Source organism: Pseudoxanthomonas sp. LjRoot127, assembly GCF_964253495.1.
Classification (GTDB): Bacteria; Pseudomonadota; Gammaproteobacteria; order Xanthomonadales; family Xanthomonadaceae; genus Pseudoxanthomonas_A.
Genome location: NZ_CAXUQR020000001.1, coordinates 845,704 through 860,033, shown reverse-complemented (window position 1 = coordinate 860,033; position 14,330 = coordinate 845,704). Strand labels below are relative to the sequence as shown.

Genomic DNA, 14,330 nt, shown 5'->3' with positions numbered 1-14,330 from the left:
AAAAATACCAGTCGTGCGATGTCGGCCGCCTACGCGAAACCGCTTGAAAACAGCGCGTTTCCGGCTTCGCGAAGCATGTGCTGCAACCTGTCCCGGGACAGCATCGCGCGTCCACGCACAGCGGCCGATACGGTGCCGTTTCGCTGTGGTAGCGTTTGCGCGATCACAGGGAATCCGCACCATGACCGAACGCCAGCGCCGCACCAAGATCCTCGCCACCCTCGGACCGGCGACCGACCCGCCCGGCGTGCTGGAGGACCTGTTCCGCGCCGGCGTCAACGTGGTGCGACTGAACTTCTCGCACGGCGATCCGTCCGGACAGGCCAAGCGCGCGGCGGCGGTGCGTCTGGCCGCGCAGCGTGTCGGTGCGGAAGTCGGCATCCTGGCCGACCTGCCGGGACCGAAGATCCGCGTCGAGCGCTTCGCCGAAGGCAAGGTGGTGCTGAAGACCGGCGACCGCTTCGACCTGGTGGCCAGCGTCAGCGCGCCTCCCGGCGATACCTCGCAGGTGGGTGTCAGCTACCTGGGCCTGCCGGGCGATGTGGAAGCGGGCGACGTGCTGCTGCTCGACGACGGCCTGATGCAGCTGAAGGTGGTGTCGGTCGAAGGCGAGCGCATCGTCTGCACCGTGCTCAACGACGGCGTGCTGTCCGACCGCAAGGGACTGAACAAGCAGGGCGGCGGCCTGTCGCTGGGCGCGCTGACCGAGCGCGACCGCGAGCTGATCGCCTACGTGGCGGAAAACATCGGCGTGGACTTCATCGCCGTGTCGTTCTGCCGCAATGCAGACGACATGAACGAGGCCCGTCGCATCGCGCGCGAACACGGCTGCGACGCCGCGCTGGTCTCCAAGATCGAGCGCACCGAGGCCATCGAGAACCTAGCCGAGATCGTCGATGCCAGCGACGTGGTGATGGTGGCGCGCGGCGACCTGGGCGTGGAGATCGGCGATGCCGAGCTGCCCGGCCTGCAGAAGAAGATCATCAGGGAGTCGCTGGCACGCAACAAGGTGGTGATCACCGCCACCCAGATGCTGCAGTCGATGGTCGACAGTCCGATTCCCACGCGCGCCGAAGTGCTTGACGTGGCGAATGCCGTCATCGACGGTACCGACGCCGTGATGCTGTCTGCCGAGACCGCGGCCGGCAGCTATCCGGTCCGCGCGGTGGAAGCGATGGCGCGCATCTGCCTCGGCGCCGAGAAACAGTTCGAGATGGACACCGATTTCGAGAAGGCACCGCGCAACCTTGAGCGCGCCGACCAGGCGATCGCGATGGCGACGATGTTCCTCTCCGAGCACATCGGCGTGCGCGCGATCGTGGCGATGACCGAATCCGGCGGCACCGCGCGCTTCCTGTCGCGCTTCCGTTCCAATGCGCCCATCTACGCGTTCTCGCGCCACGACGGCGCCCGCCGCAAGATGGCGATGATCCGCGACGTGTTCCCGATCGCCTTCGACAGCCGCGGCCTGGCGCCGCGCGAGGCCGCGCGCGATGCGATGCGCGTGCTTCACGACCGTGAACTGCTGGCAGAGGGTGATCGCGTCATCTTCACCAGCGGCGACCACATGGAGAAGCACGGCGCCACCAATACGCTGCGCCTGCTGCAGATGGGCGAGCGCGGCAAGGCCGAGGGCGTGGGCGAGCTGTAACCGGTTTCGCCCGGGGCCTCGTGCCCCGCGATCGTCCCCGGATGCGTGCCTTGGCGCGCCTATGGCCCGATGTCGCCCGCTGCCGGCGCGGTGCGGGCTACAATTGGTATCTTTCCCGCCGCTTCCCCAGGAACCCCATGAGCATCGAACAGCTTGCCGAAACCGCCCAGGCCATGGTGGCCGCAGGCAAGGGCATCATCGCGATCGACGAGTCCACCACCACCATCGCCAAGCGGTTCCAGGGCGTGGGCATCGAGAACACGGAAGAGAACCGTCGCGCCTACCGCGAGCTGCTGCTCACCACGCCGAAGCTGTCGGACTACATTTCCGGCGCGATCCTGTTCGACGAGACCCTGCGCCAGTCCACCAAGGACGGCGTGCCGTTCGCCAAGTACATGAGCGACCACGGCATCATCCCCGGTATCAAGGTCGACAAGGGCACGCATGCGCTGGCCGGCTGCCCGGGTGAAGTGGTCACCGAAGGCCTGGACGGCCTGCGCGACCGCCTTAAGGAGTACTACAAGCTCGGCGCCCGCTTCGCCAAGTGGCGCGCGGTGATCACCATCGGGGAGGACATCCCGTCCGGCACCTGCATCGAAGCCAACGCCCACGCGCTGGCCCGGTATGCCGCGCTGTGCCAGGAATGCGGCCTGGTCCCGATGGTGGAGCCGGAAGTGCTGATGGACGGCGACCACAACATCGAGGTCTGCTACGAGGTGACCGAAGCCGTGCTGCGTTCGCTGTTCGGCGCGCTGTACGAGCAGAACGTGCTGCTGGAAGGCACCATCCTCAAGGCCTCGATGGTCATCGCCGGCAAGGACTGCGAAGAGCAGGCCGATGTCGACGAAGTGGCCGAGTCCACCGTCATGTGCCTGAAGAGCACGGTGCCGGCGATCCTGCCGGGCGTGGTGTTCCTGTCCGGCGGCCAGACCGACGAACAGTCCACCGCGCACCTGAATGCCATGAACCAGCTGGGCAGCCTGCCATGGCCGCTGAGCTTCTCCTATGGCCGCGCCATGCAGCAGGCTGCGCTGAAGCTGTGGTCGCAGGACCTGGTGGGCAATTTCGCCAAGGCCCAGGCCGTGGTGTACGAGCGTGCGAAGGAAAACGGCCTCGCCGCACTGGGCAAGTGGGAAGGCTGATCGCCTCCGCCCGTTGAAGTGATTCCGACGCCGGCCTTGTGCCGGCGTCGTCGTTTCCGGCTTCGGAATCCCGGCCTGCCGTGCGGGACCCGGCACCGCCTCGATCCAGCCGAGGTGGCCGTCTGCCCGTAACGAAAGCGGGGCTGAACACAAATTCTTCGCCTTGAATATAATTGCCTAAGCATCTATATCATAGGCACCCATGAAGACACCCGCCGGCCAGAGCACCATCGGTTACCTCATTGCGGACCTGAGCCGGTTGTTCGGCCGGGTCTTCGACCGCCGGGCGGCGCATCTCGGCCTCACCCGCGTGCAATGGCGCGCGCTCAAGCGCATCCACCAGAGCGAAGGCATCACCCAGTCCGAACTCGCGGACCTGCTCGACATGGAGCCCATCGCCGTCGGCCGCGTCATCGACCGCCTGCAGAAGGCCGGCTTCGTCGAGCGCCGCAGCGATCCGGATGACCGACGGGTATGGCGCCTGCACCTGCTACCGCAGTCCGATGCGGTGATGCACGACATCGAGGCCGTCGCCACCTCCGTCCGCGAGGACTGCCTGGCGGGCATCGACCCGGATGAACTGGCGACGGCGATGAAGGTGCTCGGCCAGGTCCGCGAAAACCTCTCCCTGCTCGATCGCGCCAGTCGCGCCGAGTCCTCCCTCCGCAAGAGCTGACCCCCACCATGACCAGCAAGATCAACGAGGCCGCCGAGAACGCGGCCAAAGCCCCCGCTCCCAAGCGCCGCCGCGTGCCCGTATGGCTGTGGATCGCCGGCCCGCTCGCCGTCGCCGGCTTCTTCGGCTGGGAATACGTCGCCTCGCAGCGCGAAGTCAGCACGGACAACGCCTACATCAAGGCCGAACGCATCCTGATCGCGCCGCAGGTCGGCGGCCGCGTGGTCGAAGTGGCCGTGCAGCAGAACCAGCCGGTCAGGAAGGGTGATCTGCTGTTCCGCATCGATGCCGATCCGCTGACGATCGCGGTCGCACAGAACGAAGCGCTGGTCGCGCGCATGGCGAACTCCGCCAGCGCGAGCCGCGCCAAGGTGGTCGGCACCGGTACGTCGATCCAGGCCGCGCGCGAAACGTTGACCTGGGCGCAGCGCGACCTGCAGCGCATGCAGCAGCTCGCCAGCCAGCAGCTGGTCTCGCGCAAGATGCTGGACGACGCGCGCCACGCGGTCGCCGAAGCGCGCACCGACCTGGCCGACGCCATCGCCAGCCAGTCCGAAGCGACCGCTTCGCTGAGCGGCAGTCCGGGCACGCCCACGCAGGACCTGCCCGAGTACCGCGCCGCGATGGCGATGCTGGCGAAGGCCCGCCTCGACCTGGACCACGCCGAAGTACGCGCGCCGGTCGACGGCATCGTCGGCCTGCACGACCTGCAGGTGGGCGAGTACATCAACGTCGGCCAGACGGCGATGCCGCTGGTGGCGACCTCGCCGATCTGGGTGGAAGCCAACTTCAAGGAAACCGAGCTGGAAAAGATGAAGGTCGGCCAGCACGCGACGATCGAAGTGGACAGCTATCCGGGCGTGAAGTGGAAGGCGCACGTCGCTTCCATTGCGCCGGCATCGGGCGCCGAGTTCAGCGTGCTGCCGCCGCAGAACGCCACCGGCAACTGGGTGAAGATCGTGCAGCGCATTCCCGTGCGCCTCGAGATCGATGGCGCCGCCACCGATGCGCCGCAGCTGCGCGCCGGCATGAGTGCCGACGTGCATGTCGAGCTGCGCGACGGCGGTACCGCCTCCAGCCGCGCCACTGCCGCGCGCTGAGGTTCGATTTCCATGTCATCCCGGGCGTGCGCGGATGCGGGCGAGGGCACTGTGGTGGGGCCCGGCCCCGCTGACGCCGCGCCCCGGGTGACCTCTGGATCGTCGCGTCGCGGATGCGTCGATCCCCTCCGGAATTTCCCATGAGCACTTCCACCGCTACCGCCCCCGCGCAGGACGACACCGGCAAGCGCACGCTGCTGGTCGGTTCGGTGATGCTGGCCACGCTGATGCAGGCGCTCGACACCACCATCGCCAACGTCGCGCTGCCGGACATGCAGGGCTCGCTGTCGGCTACCCAGGACCAGGTGTCGTGGGTGCTGACGAGCTACATCGTCGCCGCCGCGATCCTGACGCCGGTGACGGGCTGGCTGGCCGGGCGCCTCGGCCGTCGCCGCCTGCTGATCATCGCGGTCAGTGGTTTCACCGTCGCTTCGCTGCTGTGCGGCATCGCCAGCGGCATCGGCGAAATGGTGCTGTTCCGCGTGTTGCAGGGCGTGTTCGGCGCTTCGCTCGTGCCGATCTCGCAATCGTTGTTGCTCGATGCCTTCCCGAAGGAGAAGCACGGCGCGGCGATGGCGATGTGGGGCATGGGCATCATGGTGGGTCCGATCCTCGGCCCGCCGCTCGGCGGTTTCCTGACCCAGAACTACAGCTGGCACTGGGTGTTCCTGATCAACCTGCCGATCGGCATCCTCGCGTTGGTCGGCATCATGGCCAGCGTCAAGAAGGACGTGCCGCACGAGCGGCCGCTGGACGGCATCGGGCTCGCGCTGCTGGCGCTGGGCATCGGCGCACTGCAGCTGTTCCTGGACCGTGGGCAGAGCGAGGACTGGTTCGGCAGCGTCGAGATCCAGATCGAGGCCGCGCTCGCCTTCCTCGCGCTTTACATGTACGGCCTGTGGTGGTGGCGCAAGCGCGACCATGCACTGCTCGACCTGGGCCTGTTGAAGAACGCCAACTTCGCCGTCGGCTGCGCGCTGATCTTCGTCGTGGGCATCGTGCTGTTCGCCACGCTGGCGCTGCTGCCGCCGTACCTCAGCACGCTGATGAACTATCCGGTGCTGACGATCGGCCTGGTGCTGGCGCCGCGTGGCGTCGGCACGATGTTCAGCATGATGGTCGTCGGACGCCTGTTGGGCCGCATCGACGCGCGCTGGCCGATCCTGGTCGGCATGGGATTGATGGTGTTCTCGCTGCACGGCATGACCCAGTTCGGGCCGAATGCGTCGATGCATTCCATCGTCTGGCTCGGTGTCATCCAGGGCATGGGCCTGGGCCTGGTGTTCGTGCCCATCTCCACCGTCGCCTACGCCACGCTGGAACCGCACCAGCGCACCGAGGCCGCTGGCCTTTTCAGCCTGGTGCGCAACATCGGCTCGTCGGTGGGAATCTCGGTCGTGATGACGATGCTGTCGCGCGCCATGCAGGTGAACCATGCCGAGATCGGTGCGCGCATCCCGGCGTTCGGTGCGGAGACCACGCTGCTGCCGGCGGCGATGAATCCGTCCACGGCCACGGGCCTGGCCTTGCTCAACGCCGAGGTCAACCGCCAGGCCGCGGCCATCGGCTACCTCAACGACTTCAAGCTGATGATGCTGCTGACGCTGGTCTCGATGCCGCTGGTGCTGCTGATGCGGGGCGGCAAGGCGCGGTCGGGCGGCAATGCCGGCGCTGATGCCGCGGCAGCGCACTGACATGCGCATCGACGGCCTGCACCACGTGGCGATCATCGCGTCGGATTACGCGCGGTCGAAGCGCTTCTATACAGAGGTGCTCGGTCTGCGCGTCGTCGCCGAGCACTACCGGGCGGAACGCGATTCCTGGAAGCTCGACCTTGCCCTGCCTGACGGCACGCAGGTCGAGCTGTTCTCGTTCCCGTCGCCGCCGCCGCGCGTCTCGCGTCCGGAAGCCTGCGGTCTGCGTCACCTCGCGCTGCGTGTCGCCGACCTGGATGCCGCCATCGCCCACCTGCACGCGCACGGCGTGGCCAGTGAACCGGTGCGTGTGGACGAGTACACCGACCGCCGCTTCACCTTTTTCGCGGATCCGGATGACCTGCCGTTGGAACTCTACGAGCAATAAGGGTGCTCGCTGTGGGAGCGACGTAAGTCGCGATCGCACGCCATCAGCGGCCGTGATTCCTGTCTGGCTCTTACACCGGCAGGTATGGGGTTTCAGCAGGATTCCCGTAATGTGGAGTTCACGATCGCGACTTACGTCGCTCCCACACCGACTTTCGGATCGCGTGTCCGCCCACGCACCTGTTAAGGTCGCGCGACACTTGATCGGCTGCAATGGGGATACACATGAAACGCCGGGCGACGTTTTTCCTGTCCATGTCCACGGCACTGCTGGCAGTCCCCGCATCCGCCGGTGATCTCGACTGGCTCGCCGGCCACTGGTGCGGCGCGAGCGGCAAGACCTTCAGCGAAGAAACCTGGATGGCGCCGCGCGGTGGCCTGATGGTCGGCATGCACCGTGATACGCGTGACGGCAAAGCGATCGGCTTCGAGTTCATGCGGATCGCGCAACGGGACGGACGCTGGGTATTCCTCGCGCAGCCGAGCGGCGGCGCGGTGACCGAATTTCCCGTGCATAGCGTGGCGCCGGATCGCGTGGTGTTCGCCAATCCCGCGCATGACTTCCCGAAGCGCGTCATCTACTCGCGCCCCGACGCCGATACGCTGCACGCGCGTGTCGACGATGGGCGTGACGACGGCAAGGCGATGGAATGGACGTGGCGGCGCGATTGCGTTGCGCCGCCGTCGTCCTGACATCAATTACGGCAGCGCTGCGTCGCCCAGCGAGGCCAGCCAGTCGTCGTCGGAGCCTTCGTTGACGCCTTCGAACAGGGGCGTCGAGAAATAACGCTCGCCGGTATCCGGCAGCATCGCCAGCAGCACGTCGCCGGGCTTGGCCTTCTGCGCGACCTGGAGCGCGGCCGCAACGGTGGCGCCGCCGGAAATGCCCACGAAGATGCCTTCCTCCGCCGCCAGGCGGCGCGCGGTGGCGATGGATTCCACGTCCGTGACCGGCAGGATCTCGTCGGCGACCTCACGGTTCAGGACGTCCGGCACGAAGTCCGGCGTCCAGCCCTGGATCTTGTGCGGCTGCCACTCCTTGCCCTGGAGCAGCGACGCGCCCGCGGGTTCCGATGCGGTGATGCGCACGTCGGGGCGCGCGACCTTCAGCACTTCGCCCACACCGGTCAGCGTGCCACCCGTGCCCCAGCCGGTGACGAAATGGTCCAGCCGCTGGCCGGCGAAGTCGCGCAGGATCTCGGCCGCCGTCGTCTGCCGGTGGTACGCGGGATTGGCGGGATTGGCGAACTGGCGGGCGAGGAACCAGCCATGCTGCTTCGCCAGTTCCTCGGCGCGCCGCACCATGCCGCTGCCGCGCTCCGCGGCCGGTGTCAGGATCACCTTCGCGCCGTAGGCACGCATGAGCTTGCGGCGTTCGATCGAGAAGGTTTCCACCATGACCGCGACGAACTTGTACCCGCGCGCGGCGGCCACCATCGCCAGCGCGACGCCGGTGTTGCCCGACGTCGCTTCGACGATGGTGTCGCCCGGCTTCAGCAGGCCCTTGGCTTCGGCGTCGAGGATGATCGCCAGCGCGAGCCGGTCCTTCACCGAGCCGCCGGGGTTGAACGACTCCACTTTCGCGTAGAGGGTGACGTGCTCCGGCGCGATGCGGTGCAGTCTGACGACCGGGGTGCGGCCGATGGTGTCCAGGATGCTGTCGTAAACGGCCATGGGGTCTCCGAAGGGGGCTCAGGCGGCCTGCAGTGTGGGCGCCGGAAGGTTGCGGGAATGTGTGGAGTCCGGGGCGCCCAAGGGCGGCGCGCCGAACCAGTGCAGGGTGCCGGCGAGCGCCGCGACTTCGCCCAAAATCAGCAGGGCGGGTGACCGTACGTGGTGGGAACGCGCGATCTCGGGCAGATCGGCCAGCGTGCCGGCCACCACGCGCTGGTCGCGGCGGGAGCCGTTCTCGACCAGCGCGAACGGTGTGGAAGCCGCACGCCCGTGGGCGACGAGCCGGTCGCGCAGTCCTTCCAGCCCGGCCACGCCCATGTAGACGGCCAGCGTCTGCCGCTCCAGCGCGAGCGCCGGCCAGTCGAGCGTGTCGAACGATGCCTTGCAGTGCGCCGTCACCAGCTTGACCGACTGCGCATGGTCCCGATGGGTCAACGGAATGCCGGCGTAGGCCGCGCACGCCACCGCGGCGGTGATGCCGGGCACCACTTCGTAGGGAATGCCGTGCGCGCGCAGGTATTCCAGCTCTTCGCCGCCGCGGCCGAAGACAAACGGGTCGCCGCCCTTCAGCCGCACGACGCGCCTTCCCGCCCGCGCGTGCTCCAGCATCAGGGCGTGGATATCGTCCTGCCGGGTGCTGTGGCCGGTGGCCGACTTGCCGACTTCGATATAGGTCGCGTCGCGGCGGCCGAGGCGCAGCACGTCTTCGCTGACCAGGCGGTCGTGCAGGATCACGTCCGCTTCGTTCATCGCGCGCAGCGCATTGAGCGTCAGCAGGCCTGCATCGCCGGGGCCGGCACCCACCACGGCGACCGAGCCGCCGGGCGCGGACGGAGCATGCTCGTCGAGCATCGCCTGGAAATGGTGTTCGGCCTGCGCGTGCAGGTGTTGGCGGAACAGGCGCGGCAACGGCCCCGCCAGCAGTCTTTCGAAGAAGCGGCGCCGTTCGGCCGGCTGCGGGAAACGCTGGCGGATGCGCTGGCGCTGGCGCGTGAACAGCTCGGCCAATGACGCCCACGAGCCATCGAGCAGTGTTTCCAGCTGGCGGCGCAGGTGCCGCGCCAGCATCGGCGCACCACCGCCACTGGAAATCGCAAGCTGCAAGGGACCGCGTTCAACGATGGCGGGCACGTGGAACGTGGACAGTTCGCCGTCGTCCACGACATTGGCAAATACGTGGCGGGCTTCGGCGGTGGTGGCGACCGCACGGTTGACCGCACCGTCGTCGGTGGCGGCGACCACCAGCCAGGCGCCCGCCAGCCACTGCGCGTCGAAACGGCCTTCCACCCATTCGATACGGCCTGCCTCGTGCCAAGCGTGCAGGCGCGGGGTCAGGTCGGGCGCACCGACGCGGGGACGGGCACCAGCGTGCAGCAGGGCCTCGGTCTTCCGCTCCGCCACCGTACCGCCCCCCACGACCAGCACATGGCGGCCCTGCAGGTCGGCAAACAGCGGAAACAGTGGAGCGCTCACGGGCGTTGGCGGAAGTCGGCTGGGCTGCTGACCGTACTGCCCGCTCATGGCGGTCGGAAATGACATCCCACCAACACCATATGCCTTGCAGTTATAAGCAGTGGCGGCTACGGTCCCGGCAAATCCTCTACAGTCCAAGGCCCCTTCCGGTGGGCCCCCACGCCCCACGCCGATGACGCTGACCCAACTCCGCTACCTGGTGGCGATCGCCGATGCCGACCTCAACATCACGCTGGCGGCGGCGCGCGTGCATGCCACCCAGCCCGGCCTGTCCAAGCAGTTGAAACAACTGGAGGACGAGCTGGGCTTCCTGCTGTTCGTCCGCAAGGGGCGCAGCCTGGAAAGCGTGACCCCGGCCGGCCAGGAAGTGATCGACCGCGCGCGCCTGGTGCTGGCCGAGGCCAACAACATCCGGACCTACGCCGCCAACCAGCGCCGTGAAAGCCAAGGGCAGCTGGTGCTGGTGACCACGCATACACAGGCGCGTTTCGTGTTGCCGCCGGCCATCGCGCAGATCAAGCGGGATTTCCCGCAGGTCAGCGTGCACCTGCAGCAGGCGCCGGAAAGCCAGGCGCTGGACCTGCTGACGCAGGGCGACGCCGACATGGCCGTGGTCAGTACGGCGGGCGACGCGCCGCAGGCGGGCATCGCCGTGCCGCTTTACCGCTGGCGTCGCCTGGTGCTGGTGCCGCGCGGGCATGCGCTGGAGCAACTCGGTCGCGTGCCCGGCATGGCCGACCTGGCCGACCAGCCGCTGATCAGCTACGAGTCGTCGACGCGGCCCGGATCGTCGTTGCAGCGCGCATTCGCCAAGGTGGGACTGGAACCCGACATCGCCCTGACCGCGCTGGACGCCGACCTCATCAAGACCTACGTGCGGGCCGGGCTCGGCGTCGGCCTGCTGGCGGAGATGGCGGTGAACGCGGCCGACACCGACCTGCGCGCCTGGCCCGCACCGGTGGAAGTGAAGGAGTGCATCGCGTGGGCCGTGCTGCCGCGCGAGCGCGTGCTGCGCGATTACGCGCTGGACCTGGTGCGGGCGCTGGCGCCGCAGATCGATCGCCGCGACTTGCGCCGGGTGATCGACGGCAACCAGGATCCGGACTGGCCGGAACCGCCGACCTGGCAGTCGCTGACGCAGACGATCACCAGCTGAGGCCGGTCCAGGCCGCGTGATTGACGCGGCATGCCGGCGCGGGCGAGTCTGCGCGTCGTCGCCCCTCTCCTGCGTCCGATGAACCGAATTTCCCGGATGGTTGCTCGCATGTACGCCCCCGCCGTGGTGCTGGCGGTGGGCGGCTTCGCCACGGCCGAAGTGGTGACGCGCAGCGGGCGCGCACTCGGCGACATCACGCCGCAGCGGCTGGCCTCGCTTTCGTTCCTGCTGGCGATCCTGCTGGGGACGGCCTGGGCGCTCCACTCCAGCTGGCGCCTTTACCGGTGGACGCTGGGCCATGAGCTGCGCTGCGCGTGCGGCGGCATGATGTCGCGGGTGCGCTACAACCGGCATCGGCAGAAGTACCGCAAATGCCTGGCCTGCGGCAGCAAGAGCCTCGAGGGTGCGCATTGCGGCAGCGCATGAGGTGGCGGTTCGACCGCACGGCGGCATCGTGGGCGGTGGGCCTGTTCGTGCTGCTCGTGTTGCTGGCGACCGCCGGCGCGGGACTGGGATGGTTGCGCAGCTTCGCTGGCGACGTGCTCGCCGTCGTCTGGGTGCATTGCGTGCTCGCCTGCGTCGTATGGCTGCGTCCACCGGTGCGTCCGCTGATTGCGCTCTCCGTCGGGCTGGCCGTCGAAGCGGGGCAGTATGTCAGCCAGCAAGCGGGCTGGCAGGTGACGTCGCCGGTGCTGCGCATCGTGCTCGGCAGCACGCCGGACTGGCTGGACGTGGTCGCCTACGTCATCGGCTTCGGGCTTGCCTGCGTGTTGGAACGTCGTTCCATGGTCAACCCCGTACGCTGAGCGGCGTCAGCCTCCGCACGCCGGATCGGCATCGGCGTTCTTCGAGACGCATTGCCTGAAATCCTGGGGCAGGCCGCGAATCTCATGCGCCTTGCCGGGCGCCAGCGCGAAGTCCTCCAGCGTGCTGCGTTCGCAGGCCCCGGGGTCCTCGCCCGGCGCGGGCGTCGGGCACGTCTCCGTGTAGACGAGGTAGTGGCACTGGCCGCTTTCGCTGGCGAAGCATTCGAACGTCGCTACGCCTTCCTTCAGCGTGGTCTTGCTGAAAAGCGTATCGACACCGTTCGCGCTGCTGTGGTGGATGGTGGTGACGCTGGGCTTTTCATCGCATCCTGCCAAAGCCAGCAGGCAGGACACCAGGGACGTGATGATGCGCATGGCGTTTCCTCGGATGTTTCGATGGGCAAAGGCATGCCCTCCACGACGCATGCTGCGTCGTGCCGGCGTTGCCACGTTGGATGCCGCGGAGGGCGGGCGGGTTTAAAGCGGTGCTACATGTTGCGGAACAGGGTCATGAAGGGCTGGCTGACCGTCAGCACTTCCGGACGCGTCTTCAGTTTCAATCGGCCGCGGCCGGTTTCGTCGCGACTGACCGACGCGACCGCCTTCATGTTGACGATGGTGGAGCGGTGGATCTGCTTGAACGTGGTGGTATCCAGCGAATCGAGCAGTTCGCGCAGCGGCGTGCGCAGCAGCGATTCGCCGTCGGCCGTCATCACCGTGGTGTATTTGTTGTCTGCCTGGAAGTAGGCCACGTCGTCGACCATGATCAGCCTGGTGTCCTTGCCTGCGCTGGCGGTGATCCACACCAGCGGCGGCTTGGATGAAACGACCTGGCGTGCCGACAGGTGGCGCAGAAGCGCGTCCAGCGTGGCGCCATCCGGATGCCCCGCCGCTGCACGCGCCTGGATGCGCTGCACGGTGGCCAGCAAGCGCTCGCGCGTGATCGGCTTCAGCAGGTAGTCGATGGCGCCCTGTTCGAACGCGTCGATCGCGTACTGATCGTACGCCGTGACGAACACGACCTGCGTGCGCGGGCTCGCATCGGCCAGGCCGCGTGCGACTTCGATGCCGGTCAGGCCGGGCATGCGGATATCGAGGAAGGCCACGTCCGGCTGCAGCTCGGCGATCGATTCCAGCGCGCTGGCGCCGTCTTCGCATTCGGCCACGATCTCCAGCTGCGGCCAGGCCTCCTTCAACAGCGAGGACAGCGCGGTGCGCAGCAGCTCCTCGTCTTCGGCGATCACGCCCCGGAAATTCATGCGGCACCTGCCTTGCCGTCCAGCGGCAGCGTCAGCGTGGCGGCGACGCCACTGGGGAAGTTGGACACGATGGCGAACGAGGCATCGTTGCCGAAGGTCAGGCGCAGGCGTTCGCGCAGGTTCTTCAGGCCAATGCCGGTGCCGGCGCTCTGGCCGCCGAAGCCCTGGCCATCGTCGGCGACGGTGAGCGTGGCATGGTCGTCATGCCGGCGCGCGAGGATCCAGATGGTGCCGCCGCCGGTCTTGGGCTCCAGGCCATGCTTGATTGCGTTCTCGACCAGCGTCTGCAGCATCATCGATGGCATGGGCACGGACTTCAGTGCGTCGGGTACCTCGACCTGCATCGACAGGCGGCTGCCCATGCGGATCTTCAGGATCTCGAGGTAGGCCAGCGTCCGCTCCAGTTCCTCGCCCAGCGTCGACAGTGCATCGTCGGTGCGCGGCAGCGAACTGCGCAGGTACTGGATCAGGTGGCCAAGCATGATGTCGGCGCGTGGCGGATCGGTGCGGGTCAGCACCTGCGCGCTGGCCAGCGTGTTGTAGAGGAAGTGCGGTTCGACCTGCGCATTGAGCAGGTTCAGGCGCGCCACGGTCAGTTCCTTCTCGCTGACGGTCTTCACGACATCGGCCTGCTCCTGCCGGCGCTGGTCGGCGACGCGGCGGGTGATCGCGCGCGTGACGGCCTCGACGTTCTCGACGTTGACGCCGTCGTCGAGTACGAACAGGTCGAGCCATGCGCTCGCATCCGGACCCACCATCAGGGTGATGCTGCTGGTGCCGTTGCCGGGCGTGACCGTGGCCTGCACCAGGTCGCGCTTCACCGCGAAGCGCGCCATGATGTTGAAGCGCGAGGGCTGGCTCGGGCCGTCGAAACTGTCCGCGCGGCGCACCTTGACCCGCACCTGCAGGCTGTCGGGCGCGCTTTCGGCGTCTTCGGCGCGGGGCAGTTCGCGCAGTGCGCCTTCGATCAGGGCGAAGGTGGCGGCGGTGTCCAGCGGCACTTCGATCTGTCGACGCTGTCGGCTCGCCAGGGTGGTGCTGTCCAGTCGCCCGGTGATCAGCCAGATGCGGCGCAAGTGGCTGATCAGGCCGATCAGCACCGACAGCATCACCAGCGTCGAGGCGAGATTGAAGAGCCACTCCGCCGCTCCCGACAGCACCGTCCGCTCGAAGATGCCGTTCCAGATGAAGCCCGCCATGAGCACGGCGCCGAACCAGGCGATGAGGATGCGGACGATCAGGAGCAGGCTGGGGAACACGTCGGACACCACGGCGTTGGGAGTGCCGTGGAGGATAACGGGGTCATCCGCAG

The 14,330-nt window shown here is 67.8% G+C and carries 15 protein-coding genes; 10 read left to right on the top strand and 5 right to left on the bottom strand.

Annotated elements, in window-relative coordinates; translation table 11 throughout:
* The first annotated feature begins 181 nt into the window (after positions 1-181).
* From pyk to ACSQ19_RS04080, 7 genes are all read left to right on the top strand, one after another.
* Positions 182-1,651 carry a pyruvate kinase gene (gene pyk, locus ACSQ19_RS04110; RefSeq protein WP_296278535.1) on the top strand — a complete coding sequence of 490 codons (1,470 nt, stop codon included), beginning with the start codon at positions 182-184 and terminating at the stop codon, positions 1,649-1,651.
* A gap of 137 nt (positions 1,652-1,788) precedes the next feature.
* The gene (locus tag ACSQ19_RS04105; protein WP_296278534.1) at positions 1,789-2,793 is read left to right on the top strand and encodes a class I fructose-bisphosphate aldolase; all 1,005 of its coding nucleotides are present in this window, start codon (positions 1,789-1,791) and stop codon (positions 2,791-2,793) included.
* A 202-nt stretch (positions 2,794-2,995) separates the two neighbouring features.
* Entirely contained in the window at positions 2,996-3,469 is a 474-nt protein-coding gene (locus tag ACSQ19_RS04100) for a MarR family winged helix-turn-helix transcriptional regulator (RefSeq protein WP_296278533.1), read from the top strand.
* Between the two features lie 8 nt (positions 3,470-3,477).
* Positions 3,478-4,569: an HlyD family secretion protein gene (locus ACSQ19_RS04095; protein ID WP_436000201.1), complete on the top strand. Its 1,092-nt coding sequence runs from the start codon at positions 3,478-3,480 to the stop codon at positions 4,567-4,569.
* A 140-nt stretch (positions 4,570-4,709) separates the two neighbouring features.
* Positions 4,710-6,263 carry a DHA2 family efflux MFS transporter permease subunit gene (locus tag ACSQ19_RS04090; protein WP_436000199.1) on the top strand — a complete coding sequence of 518 codons (1,554 nt, stop codon included), beginning with the start codon at positions 4,710-4,712 and terminating at the stop codon, positions 6,261-6,263.
* A 1-nt stretch (position 6,264) separates the two neighbouring features.
* Positions 6,265-6,651 (top strand): SMU1112c/YaeR family gloxylase I-like metalloprotein, encoded by a 387-nt coding sequence (gene gloA2 / locus ACSQ19_RS04085; protein WP_436001093.1) that lies wholly within the window; start codon positions 6,265-6,267, stop codon positions 6,649-6,651.
* Positions 6,652-6,905: 254 nt separating this feature from the next.
* Positions 6,906-7,343: a DUF6265 family protein gene (locus ACSQ19_RS04080; protein WP_436000197.1), complete on the top strand. Its 438-nt coding sequence runs from the start codon at positions 6,906-6,908 to the stop codon at positions 7,341-7,343.
* A gap of 6 nt (positions 7,344-7,349) precedes the next feature.
* On the opposite strand, the gene cysK is transcribed toward ACSQ19_RS04080, so the two are convergent.
* Entirely contained in the window at positions 7,350-8,324 is a 975-nt protein-coding gene (gene cysK / locus ACSQ19_RS04075) for a cysteine synthase A (RefSeq protein ID WP_296278528.1), read from the bottom strand.
* Positions 8,325-8,342: 18 nt separating this feature from the next.
* Positions 8,343-9,797, bottom strand: a complete 1,455-nt coding sequence (gene cysG / locus ACSQ19_RS04070) for a siroheme synthase CysG (RefSeq protein ID WP_436000194.1) — start codon at positions 9,795-9,797, stop codon at positions 8,343-8,345.
* A gap of 172 nt (positions 9,798-9,969) precedes the next feature.
* Here cysG and ACSQ19_RS04065 point away from each other — a divergent pair, with 172 nt between their 5' ends.
* The 3 genes from ACSQ19_RS04065 (at position 9,970) to ACSQ19_RS04055 (ending at position 11,759) form a co-directional block, all read left to right on the top strand.
* Positions 9,970-10,953, top strand: coding sequence for a LysR family transcriptional regulator (locus tag ACSQ19_RS04065; RefSeq protein ID WP_296278526.1), 984 nt, complete (start codon positions 9,970-9,972; stop codon positions 10,951-10,953).
* A 108-nt stretch (positions 10,954-11,061) separates the two neighbouring features.
* A complete protein-coding gene (locus tag ACSQ19_RS04060; protein ID WP_296278525.1) occupies positions 11,062-11,379 on the top strand; it encodes a hypothetical protein in 318 nt (105 codons plus the stop codon).
* The gene (locus ACSQ19_RS04055) at positions 11,376-11,759 is read left to right on the top strand and encodes a DUF2809 domain-containing protein (RefSeq protein ID WP_299346517.1); all 384 of its coding nucleotides are present in this window, start codon (positions 11,376-11,378) and stop codon (positions 11,757-11,759) included. Before ACSQ19_RS04060 ends, ACSQ19_RS04055 begins: the two co-directional genes overlap by 4 nt.
* Positions 11,760-11,765: 6 nt before the next feature.
* On the opposite strand, the gene ACSQ19_RS04050 is transcribed toward ACSQ19_RS04055, so the two are convergent.
* From ACSQ19_RS04050 to ACSQ19_RS04040, 3 genes are all read right to left on the bottom strand, one after another.
* The gene (locus ACSQ19_RS04050) at positions 11,766-12,134 is read right to left on the bottom strand and encodes a hypothetical protein (RefSeq protein ID WP_299346515.1); all 369 of its coding nucleotides are present in this window, start codon (positions 12,132-12,134) and stop codon (positions 11,766-11,768) included.
* Between the two features lie 113 nt (positions 12,135-12,247).
* Positions 12,248-13,018 carry a LytR/AlgR family response regulator transcription factor gene (locus tag ACSQ19_RS04045; protein ID WP_296278522.1) on the bottom strand — a complete coding sequence of 257 codons (771 nt, stop codon included), beginning with the start codon at positions 13,016-13,018 and terminating at the stop codon, positions 12,248-12,250.
* Complete coding sequence (locus ACSQ19_RS04040; protein WP_436001091.1) at positions 13,015-14,277, bottom strand: sensor histidine kinase; 1,263 nt, start codon at positions 14,275-14,277, stop codon at positions 13,015-13,017. Before ACSQ19_RS04040 ends, ACSQ19_RS04045 begins: the two co-directional genes overlap by 4 nt.
* Positions 14,278-14,330 lie beyond the last annotated feature (53 nt).